At 62.8% G+C, this 11685-nt stretch carries 1 protein-coding gene; it reads left to right on the forward strand.

Annotation, left to right across the window (positions count from 1 at the left end):
- The first annotated feature begins 76 nt into the window (after positions 1-76).
- Positions 77-11683, forward strand: coding sequence for a hypothetical protein (locus FOM02_RS35640; RefSeq protein WP_265440750.1), 11607 nt, complete (start codon positions 77-79; stop codon positions 11681-11683).
- Positions 11684-11685: the final 2 nt, after the last annotated feature.

The following is an 11685-nucleotide window of genomic DNA, read 5'->3' on the forward strand; positions in this document are numbered from 1 at the left end:
TTTTGAGGCGGATCGGAGGGGGCCGCAAGCAGTTCACCATTTCATTTTTTGTCAGTTCATTTTTGGGGCGTGTCCAATGACAGGGCTGAGGGCATTTGGCGGACCTCTTCCGGGCGGGCTGAGCTGGGAGCTTCAGCTTGAAGGAGACATCGCTTCAGGGGCGCCGGGCAAGATATTCGAGTACGAAGGCCCCTCGCCGGAAAAGCTGAACCGCGCGGTATTTCAAATCACGAAAGTCATCGTCAAGGCTGACGCGACTGAACGTGTCAGCGTCGCGTTAGCCAAACCGATCGACGTTCCGGCCGGATTGATCAAGGAAGACAAGACCGGATTTCGAACGGAGGCCGAACTCAACGGCGAGCTCACCACTGCGCTCAACGCCGCCAAAGCGAGTCTCGTGCGACAGTTTGCCGCTTTGTTGCACGAGGCCCAGCGACGCCTCCAGGTCGTCGAGATCTCGGCGACGGGGGCTGTTTTTCTGGGCGTCGCGTCGCCGTTCGGAAGCGGCAATGCCTTTGCCGGCGGATCAATCAAGCTCAGGCTGCTCGACGAAAGCATGCTTGAGCAGAATCCGCCGCAGATCAAGTTCAGCGGCAGGTGCGAGGTGGTCGGCGGCGCCAGCCTTTCGATTGGCGCCGTCAAGCGATCGGTATCGCTGGTGTGCATCGTCGAGATGGAGACCAGCGCGACATTGCGCATCGACGTGGACGATTTCAACATCAGCCTCCCGGAATTCGAGCTGCCCTCACTCAATTTGCCGTCCATTCACAGTCCGCTGAAGCTGAAGAGCGGGCTGAATGGACTCGCCGGCGCCTTCCACCGGCTGGTGAGCAAGGTTGAAGCGGCGAAGATCGAAGCCAGCTTCGAACAGGATCCTGCTCCGGGGCCGAACGAGGAAGCGCGGCTGGCGCTGCGCGTGAGACCGGGAGGCGCGGGCGGCATCGACTGGGCCGTCGTGACACAGGATCTCGCCGAGGGCGACTGGGCCGATGCCCTGATCGAAGGCAAGCTCGCCAAATTCAAAGCGACGATTAAGCAGAACAAGGGTGGCGGCGCGGCGCCGGTGGCCACGTTCGAGGCGATGCGGTTTGCCTCCACGGCGACCAAGCTCGTCGTCGACGCAACCATCACCGTCAGGGATCCGCTGGAAGTCCAACCCGGCAAGTCTCGCTTCGGGCCACTGGAAGTGTCCTGGGAAGGTCTGACCGTCGTGCCGTCAGTATCGACCGGCGGCGAGTCGCTGTGGGTCGATGTGAGTTTCCGTCGTCTCATTGTCCGGGTTCACGACGAGCCCACAGCATTTCTCGCCTTCTCGGGAAAGCTCAAGCTGTCCCCAAAAGGCGCCCAGATCACGGAATTACGTCTGGTCGAGCCGTATCCGATCCAGCTGATCGCCGACACGGCCGCGGCCGTTGCGCGCGAAGCGGCTCCGATCGTCAAGATCATGTTCGAGCTGGTCGCCTCCGCCGCCAAGCAAGCAGAAGATATCATCGTAATCATCGGGAAGATGGCGGCCGCGGTCGCGCGGGCTGCCGTGCTTGTCGCTGGTGAGATCGTCGACAGCGTTGCCGACCTGGTATCCAAGATTCTGTCCGGCATCGCCGAACTGATTGGAGCGGCGCTGAAAGAACTCAGGAATCTCAGCAAGGATACTCCGAATCTCGTTGTCGAAATCCGGATCGCGACCGACCCGATCGAGCTTAGGCAGGTCTTGATCACCTTGCCGCCGGTCGCGGAGCCGAATCCGGCGACGGGCAGGAAGATCGCGGGCGGTGCGCTCGGCGTGCAGGTGGACATCGACAACGGCTGGCAGCCGGGGCTGTTGATCGACTTCGTCAGCCAGCCCGGCGCCTATCTGACGCTGACGCACGATGTTGTGGCTGCGGGCGCGAAACTGACCGCATCGAGCCTATCGACCGATCTATGGCTGAAGAGCACGACTGCTGGAGCAAGCACGACGAAACCGGTGCGCGATGCCGACGCGGGCACCGGAGATCGCGCGGCGAAGCCGCTGCTTGAGCTCGACTTGAACCTTCTGGACAGCGCGAATGCGGGCAGCCTCATCGTTGTGGTTGCCGGACTCAATCGCGGCAACCCGATATTTCTCCAATGGCTCGACGGGGAAGTTACCGACCTTCCACTGCCTGTACCGTCGGCCAGCATCAAGGCCAAAACGGTCTCCGGTGCATTCGTGCTCAAACCGATTCAGGACAAATTCGACGTCTCCGTCCAGTTCGACAAGAAACGCATCTTGCCGTTGCTGGGCATGGGCGAGCCCGGCATGGAAACGAGCGGTCCGAAACCGCCGAGCTTTCTCGACAAGCTGCAGAACTCACTGTCGAACGTCATCTGGGTCAAAGACACCAAGGCGAAAGCCAACATCTCGGGCCCGAATCGTTTTGCGGAGGTCGACCTCATCCTGGGTCTCAAGGCCGCCGGCGTTGAAACCGAGGTCACGCTGCAAACCGAGCTCAGCCTCGACAATTTCGACGTCACTGTCGAGGCGGGGAAGCTGTTTCCGATCAAGTCGCGGCGCATCGAGGAGCATGCGCTCGGCCTTGTCTGGGTGGTCGAGCAGAAGAAGGAAGAGGAACGCCTTGCCGACACGCCGGTCGACATGTTCCAACTGGGTTTCACCGGTGGCCAGAGCGGCTTCGAGCTCAACACGACGAACGCCCGGATGGAGCTGCGTTTCGATGGCCTGTCCTCCGACGGCAAAGGTGTGGTGTTCGACGTCGAGATCTTCAAGATCAGCGCCGGCGGCCTCGATCTGAAGGCCAAGGTCCGCGACGCTGCCGTGCAGATGAATGGGATCGACGTGCCGTTCCGCTTCACCGGCGGCTCGCTGGAGATCAAGGCCGGTCGGCTGGTCTCGGCATCGATCGCCGGGCGAGGATCACTGCCGCCAAAGCTGATCGGCGATGCCGACTGCACCGTGGCGCTGACGTTCGGAGAGGACGCCAAGGAAGGCATCGTGCTGCAATCGGGCAAGGTCGAGCTCGACAAGAAGGGAGACCCGATCGTCTGTCACGCGTCGCGTTTCACGCTCACGATCACCGACCTCGACATTTCCTTCGTCAAGGACAACGGATATCACTTCTACTATCTCGTGACGGGTTCGTTGCGGTTCACGCCGAAATCGGGCGAGTTCGAGAGCGGGCTGCTCCAGTTCCTCGATGGCGTCGAGATGAACCTCGAGCGCACGCCCTTGTCTGCGGATCCGCGGGTTCTGCTCAAGCACATCTCGTTTCAGAAATCGCTCAATCCCAAGAAAACCTTCAGCCTGTTCAATCTCTTTTCGTTCGAAATACGGGGTTTCGGTTATCATCCGGCCTCTCCGAAGTTCGGCGGCGACCCCGCTGTCAACGTATCCGGCCAAATCAAGTTCGTCGAAATCGGCGACATCATGCAGCCGAAGATCGACTTTCACGGGTTGTGGATTGCGCCGCCCGCCAAGGGCCAGTCGCTGCCCCGCATCAGGGCGGACGGGCTGGGTGTCGATCTCAATCTCAAGGGCGCGATCCACGTCCGCGGCGCCGTGCTGGCGGTCGATCCCGGCACGACCGTGGAAGGCACCGAGCTGGCGCCGCCCGGCTACAACACCTACGGCTTCCTGGGGGAAGGTGAGCTGGAGATTCCCGGATTCGGCAACCTTGCCGCAAGCCTGGGTTTTCTCGAACTGGAACGGGAGGATCATCCGGGCGAGCGGCGCAAGTCCTTTTTCTTCTATGCGGAGAAGCGCCAGATGGCGGTCGAAATACCGGCCGTCGTCTGGACCTTCTATCTGCGCGAGGTCGGCTTCGGTTTCGGCTTCCGTTACACGCTCGAGGCGCTCGCCGCAGCCGATCGGGCGACTTCGATTCCAAAGCTGATCAGCGCGCTCGACGACATCTCCAAGCGGCAAGGCGACCTTCACAAATTCTCCGCCTGGCGCCCCGAGGTCGAGGGCGATCACGTCACGCTGGCGCTGAAGGGCGCGATCCAGGCCTATCCGGCGGAGAAGAGTTGGAAGGAAGAAGCGGAGGAAGCGGCAGAAAATCCATTCCTGTTCGATCTCGTGGCAGCCATCCGTTCCGACTTCACACTTTTCATGGGGCTGCGCGGCTGGCTCGGCACCAACTACATCGAGTACCTCAAGGACAAGGACAAGCTGCGGAGCAACCCGGGCCTCCGCGGCTACCTGTACATTTCAGCACCGCACAAGCGGCTGCTTGCCCGCGGCATAGGCGACAGCCAAGGCTACATCGGCAATCGCATCCCGGCGCTGGCAAAATCCGGCGATTCCGAGCCGCCGCTGCGCAGGGCGCTGCGCTCGATCGACTGGTCAGTCACCCTGTTCATCAAGCCCGGCCTGTTTCACTACGAAATGGGCTGGCCCGACCAACTCGTGGTCCGCCTGATGAACGAGCCCAACATGCGCGTCACGGTGCGCGGCGGCATGATCTTCCGCGCGGCCGATGACGGGCTGTTGTGGGGCTACAACATCGAGGCCGACGCATTTTTCCGTTTCGGCGGGGCGCTTCAGATCGGGCCCGTCGGCGTTGCGGGCGAGGCGACCCTAGACGCTCATCTGGTCGCGCGGGTGATCTGCTATCTGTCGTGGCGGATCAAGGGCTCGCTGATTTATGGCTTGATCGCTCTGGATGCGTCACTGGCGATCTCGATCCGTGCCTGGCTGGAAGTCGACCTCGGCTTCAAGTCCTTCACGATCCGCATCAGCTTCTCGCGCTCGCTGCAGCTTTCGGCCTCGGTGGAGATGGTCATCTCGACTGAAGGCGTCGGTGCCCAGGTGCATGCGCGCGTCGCAATCTCGGCGTTCGGCTGCACGCTCTCGGTCAGCATCGGCTTTACCCTTGGCGCCACCCAGCTCGCGGAAGCCCGCGCCCGTGTGCAGCGCTTCATGGCGATGTCGATCACCGCCGAGGAGCCCGATGCTGCGCCGGTCGCGGCGAGCAGCAGCGGCGACCAGCGGATCGAAAGCGACGCTAAGAATGCCGAAGCTCCCGCAATGGCGCCGCCGAAGGAACAGGTGGTCAAGCCGAATCCGACCAATGCGTCACTCAAGCCGTCGCAGTACCGGGCTCAATTCGGCGCGGCGACGCAGCCGACCGACTTTTGGCTGGTGCTGCATCGGGTCGGAAGTGGCGATGACTGCTATGCACTGCTGGTGCCGTGCGAACCGGGGAAAGAGATCACGGACCGGTCCAGCTTTTACGCCGCGCCGACGGAGTTCAAGCCAAAGACGGGCGAACGTTCGGAGGATGCGCCCGCTTATCAGCTGCGGGGGCCTGCGGGTGACTGGAATCAGCCCGGCGTCGAGCGTTGGGATGCTGCCACCATCACCTGGCAGCCAGTCAAAGCGGATCCGGCCGATCCTACGACAGCCGGCATCAAGGTCAGGTGGAACAAGCCGGTCCAGACAGAGCAGCCAGCGGGCACGGGTCCGGAAAAGTTTACGCTCGCCCATCTGTTCGACGAGTGCTTCCTGACCGACACGGAATGGCGAATCGGCGAGGATGGCGGGCCCTACCGAGTCACGCTGGCGGCGTGGTGTGAGCCGCCGTTGCGCCGGCATGACCGAGCCGAAGACTCCGAAGGTGTCACCGAGCAGGAGCGGATCGCGGCGCGAGACACGGCCCAGCGCGCTCGCGCCGCGACGGCTGCGGAAAATCCTGTCGTCGAGGCCGTTCATCTGGCGCGTTCGACAGTGCTCTCGATGTTCCTGGAGCAATTCGTCGCGCTTCCGGACACCGGTCTGCGCGACGAGGCCTTTGCCCATGTCTCCCATCTCGGGCTGGTGTTCCGCGGCAAGGCCACCGACCTGGCGCGCCTCGCGAACCTCCACATCGAGAAGCTGGAGCGAGACGACAAGGACGAAACCGCCAAACCCGTAGCGAAGTCGGGCAAGATCACGATCTTCAACGGGAAGGACACCTGGTTCGAGGTGCAGGACCCGATTCTCGCATCCGGACGCTCCACGGTGGCGCCGGATGGAATCAAGCTCGACTGGCGGCTGCACTTGGCGTGGTCCGACGGCGATCCCGAGCATTTCCTGCACCATTACGAGATCAGGCGCACGATCGAAGGTCAGGAATTCACACCGCGGATCATGAAGATCAAGCCCGCGGCCACCATCGGCGGATGCGAAGGCGGTGTCGTCAAGCTGATCCGGCCTGACTGGCAATTCACCGACGACCTCGCTGACATTGCCGCCGATCTGCGCGCCGCGCTGCTGCCGGCACGCGATGAATCCCAGGCACTGCAGGCCGCGATCAATTGGGTCAATCTGATCGGCGGGGACGATTCCATATCCGTCACCTACACGGTGACGCCGGTCGATATCGCCGGTACGCGCGGCTTGCCCAAGAGCTTCTTGGTCGACGTGGCCAAGCCGCGGCCTCCGATCCGGCCAGCGGAAGCCGAATTGCGATTTGTCGTCACTAAGATGGGACAAGGCGTGAAGGGGGACGTCGCCTGGACTTCGGATCTTGCTCCGAAGGGCAATGTCGGGGTCGTGATGGCGCTGCGAGATCCGTTCCGTTCGGAGAAGGATTGGAGCAGCGGCTCCCTGCGCGTGGTGCGCAACTACCGGCTCATCGCCGATCCCGAATCGATACGTCCTTCCGGACATTACGGCTCCGATGGCTTGACCGACCGGCGTCTGGGTCCGCCTTCGGGCGTTGGGCCGACCGCCGACGAGCTGATCTGGATTGTCAACTTCAGGGACAAAGATCGCGATCTGTTCCTTGACGTGCGCCGCGGCGGAAAGGTCCCCAACAATACCGACGTTGATTGGATAGAGCCTGACCACGACACGCTTGCCAAGTTTCCGCTGTGGCGGCGGCTCGACGGTCAGACGATCAACGAATTCGACTTGAAGTTCGACAAGAGACCTCCGGTCCGCAAGCTCAACCCGGAAGACAGAGATCCGGAAGGCATCGGCAGTAGCGACGTCTTCTTGGGCAGCCTGTGGCGTCGCGAGAATGGAGATAGGGAGCGCATCGCGACGCGCTTCTCGCTGGAGACGTTCCATACGGTCATGGACTACAGCGATCCGAAGCAGCCGAAGATCGTGACGACCTTCAATTCAAAGCGGACTCCTGTCGCGATCGAAGTGCGGGTCCAACCCCTCGTTGACGACGGTTCGGGGCAGAACGTCGGTCTGATGCGGCCGGAAGCGTTCGAGTGGCCTGTCCATCTCGACATGCCGCCGCATCTTGCCGGACAGGTTCGCGCCGAATCCGGCTTTGCCCGATTCCGCGTTCCGCCGGTCGGTGCGGTCGGCGGCCTTGACTCGCTGATCGGAGGCGAGCCGCCGGCGCTGGTGCGCGACGCCGACCGGCGCGTGCTGACCCGGATTTCCTTTGCAGCCTCGTCCGGATTTGATGCGAGTTCGGCGACCGGCATCGACAAGATCCACCAGACCGCAGTCGCCGGCTACGACGTGCATGAACTCGACCTTGATGATCTGGCGCGGCTCGATACCAGCACGGTAAAGCTCGAGGAGAACGCCAAGACCTGGCGGCGTGCCCGCCGTGTTGCGCGCATTGAAAGAGTTTCGCCCGAAATGGCGCGCCTCATGCCGGATCACAACAGGGATTGGCAGGGTTGGCAGGCGCATTACCCTAGCGAAACCTGGCGGCTGCTGAACCGCGGTAAGGGGCGCGACAGGCAATCGCAGCCGATCCGCGCGCCCTGGTACTCGGCCGCTGAATCGACGTTGCATTTCGCCGAACGGGTGCCGCGCATCCGGCTGATGCCGACCGCTCCGGAAGGTGCGGTCACGGATCTGATGCGGAATGGACGACCATTCGCCGTCAGGGCGCAGCTTGTGGCTGCAGCGGGCAGCCGCGCGGAAAAGACCCTGCTCTCGATCGCGCCCTCGCTCGAAGTGGCGTTGGCCGGCTGCGGGTGGGAGCGTACGGCTCTGGCGGCTGGCGAAGGTGATCCGGACCGCCTCTCTTTCTACCCGAACGTTGGCCATTGCGAGTTTGGGGCCAACAGCGAAGATCAGAGGTTCTCGGCTCGATTGCTCCGGGAGGCGCTGCTCGGGTTCGGCTGGAAACCGTCTCCGGCCATTGTTGAAATATTCACGGAGGATCGTACCGCACTCGACGGTTTGGCCATTGAACTTACGGGCCACACACTAATCCGCGGCGCGCACATTGAAACCGGCAAGTGGATCGAGCCGCTTGAATTCAAGACATTCCGTCATCCGCTGCTCGAAGAGGTCATCGGCGAACTTGAATACCAGCTGACGCAAACGGCGTTGTACCGGCGATATGTTGTGACGCCCCAAAGCGTCCAGCCGGGCGATGCCAAGGATTTTGCCGGCTTCCTCTCGGCAACGATTGCCGAGAAGGATCCTTATGGCTGGGCGGCCCTGCATCAGCTCGGCCTTGCCGTTACGCTGAGACTGTATGACCGCGATCAGGACCGCTTCGTCCTGCCCTCGGAGCTCCTCGGCCGGATCGATCCGGTAATGAAGGAGGCCGCCAGACGGTATCGTTCCGTCTTTGGTGGCGACAACGCCTTGGGAGACCCCTTCGTGGACGTACTGCTCAAGCCCGGCAGCGATCGGCTGGCGGGGCCGTTCAACACCGTTCTCTCGACATCGAGCGTCGAAGACGAAACGGCGGGCTTGAATCTCGACGATGATGGACTTGCGATGGCGCAACTGTCGCTGCGCCCGCGACGGGCGAAGTACTGGAAGTACTATCTGCTCGAGATGGGGTGGTCCGAGGGGAACTGGCCATCGGCGCAAATCGCGGCTGGCAATCCAAAGTCCAACTCCGAGATTTGGAAGACCATCAGCATTGCCGGCTACGAACTGTGCTTCGAAAATCAGATCGGCAAGCCCACATTCGAGGTGCTGCGCGTAGCCGACGGCAGGATTGTCGAGGTGAGACCACCGGAGACGGCGCCAGCGGGGACGCCAGGCCAGATGGAATCGGCGCCCGCGAGCCTGCAGACCACCGCCTGGCCGAAGGGGCGGGTGCTTTCGACCAAGCTCGATCCCGGTCTCAGCCTGTTCTTACGCGTGGCGGCGGACGAGACGATCGATCTTGCTGCAGCCCTCAAAGTGAGGGCGCGCATTGTCATCACGACGGCGACAGGCGACAAAGCGGTCGACAGGAAGCAGACGTTCGTCCTCTTCAAGGATCTGAGGCAATTCATCATCGATGAGAGAAAGGACTTCGATCCGCCAGCGGATGACCCCGTTGATTTTCCCGTCAAGCCCTTCGCGGGTGAACATGACGACGTGCCGGGTCTGGTCGAACTGAAGTCACCCGCCGCCGTTTCCGAAAGGGTGACGCGCCGCTCGCCGTTCGAGCTGTTCGGAGAGATCAAGGCCGACATCTGGTCGGTCATGGCCGTGGCGGAGGCGAGCCGGCCGGACAATATCGAACCGGGAACGCCGAAATCGACGACAGCGAGCAGGGCGGCGTTCGCTTCGCTTCAACGAAATCTGGGGGCGGCGCTCCCCGACTTTGCCTGGCCGGCGAAGAGTTCCGATGGACGGCTGGTGCAGCCGACCTACGACGACTACCAGCAGGTGATGGGCGCCTATCTAGGTTGGTCGCAGCGCTTCCTCGATCATGGCGCGGTGGCCGGCGAGGCGCCTGAGCTTCCCTATGGGCTCGCTGCGCCGGTCAAGGCGCAGCCGTGGCATCTGGCCGCCGATTCCGACGGCATGCTGACATTGTCCTTCCTCCATGCCGATCGCTGGGCCCATGCGCGCGCTTATGCGGTGCGGCCGACGCCGCGCTATCAGAACCTTGCGCTCGGCGCCGGTTATTACGGCGACGACCAGGAGGACAGCGAGCGGCTGGTGACGCGCGGCCTCCTCGAAGGCAACAAGGACGACGCCAACAGGTTCAAGAAGCCGATCGGTTACGCGGTCGCCGTATCGCCGCGCACCGAGAGGATCGAGCCGCCGGTCATCCTGGGCTCGCGGCTCACGGGAAGGAAGGACGACGGCAGCCCCGGGGAGATCTGGGAGCTGGTTGTGGCCCGCCATGGCGAGGAAGCGCTCGCCTTCTCCAATCGTTCGTTGTTCGCCCGGCTGGGCAGCGAAGGAACGGCCTTGACCTTCGCACGCGAATATCGCGACCGGGACTGGCCGGATCGGCTCAGGCGGGCCAGGGCCGACGACACGTGGCCTGAGGACGTCCAACTCTATCCCAAGCGACTGGTCGGTCCTCTGAAGCGGCCGCTGGGCGACAACGACATCGACGGCAAGACGCTTGGCGAAGTCGCGGACCGCTATCCGTCGCTCTGGAAGGGCGCCGACATCTGGCGCATCGATCAATTGCCGCCCCACTATCGGGTCACGGCACTCGCCGTCGCACGGGCCGGCCTCGTCGTCTCCAACGTCGTATCTGCCGTGCAGGATGAGACGCCGCGACAGCAACTCAAGGGCCGTGAGGTCGAGAAGTTGCTTGGTAATCCTGCTATCGAGATTGTGCGCGATGGCCACGGCAAGAAATCCACCATCCAGGTCGAAGGCGTGCGCCTCATTTCGCACGCCGACCTGACGGTGGAGGAAGCGTGGCCATGGATCGCGACCGATCCAGACGACCACATGGCCCGCAGAGATGTCGTGTGGTGGCCGGACCCGAACGTGACTTACGCCTTGCTGCGCCATGGCGAGGGCACGTCGGGCACAGCAACCGAAAAGACTGTTCTCGAAGAAGAAGACGCGGTGGTGCAATTGGTGGCGCGGCCCGATACGCAGGCCGACAATCAGGCGCCGCCAGTTCCGATTGTTGTGCGCTGCCGTGGGCCTCGGTTCGAGCCGCAAGCGGCAGACGCAGACCATGCTGCAGGATGGCCTGCGGTCGCGACAAACGAGATCGACAAGGTGTTCGGACCCTCGCCGGCGAAGCTTGGACGTGAATTCCATCTGGCCTTCTCGCTGGTGCCGCGCACAGATGGTCTGATCCAGGAACAAACTGCGCGTTACACGCCGAAGGATCCGGACGGGTCAAAACAGGATCCGGTCCGCAAGGACTTCAACGACAAGGCGAATGCATTTGCTTTGCTGCGCGCTGAGCGGCGATTAGTTCTCAAGCTCGACTTCGAGGGATTGCCCGACATTGCCGCCGTCAAGAAGCGCTTCGCCGATGCCAGTGATGCTCTTGTCGCTGCCGCCGACACCCTTGACGCGTCGGACGATAACGAACGTCTCGCCGAAGCTTTGAAGGGCATGGCCGGCAATTTGAAAGCCGAAGCGGACGCGCTCGCCGGCCCTGCGCTGCCCGATCTCGCATTTTTGAGCGGCGAACGCTACCGGGTGCTGGCGTTGCTGACATCCGCGGCTGACGACGCTGTCCTGCCCCCGATCAATACGACGCTGCCGCTGACGCTTGTGATCGAACGCACCGGCGCGGAAATATTGACTGTCTCTGACCTGCCGACACAGACTGAGGCTGATGGGGTGCTGGCGCTCGATCAGCACCCGTTCGGCAAGAAGGGCGGCGTGTTGTGGCGGCTTTGCCGCGAGCGGCTGTTTGGTGCGGCGGAGGAGTTCAAGATCCGCGCCGTAGACCGGCGAAACGCGATCGACATGTCGAAGCAAAAGGCGGGAAGCCAAGGCCCCGCGCACGACTGGAAGGCGATCGGCGAGATCGAGACCGACGTCGCGCCGCCTGAGTGGGCTGCCTTTGCGAGCGAGGGTTAGTC

Origin of the sequence: Bradyrhizobium sp. SEMIA (assembly GCF_014844175.1) — a bacterium.
In the GTDB taxonomy this organism is placed as follows: domain Bacteria; phylum Pseudomonadota; class Alphaproteobacteria; order Rhizobiales; family Xanthobacteraceae; genus Bradyrhizobium; species Bradyrhizobium arachidis.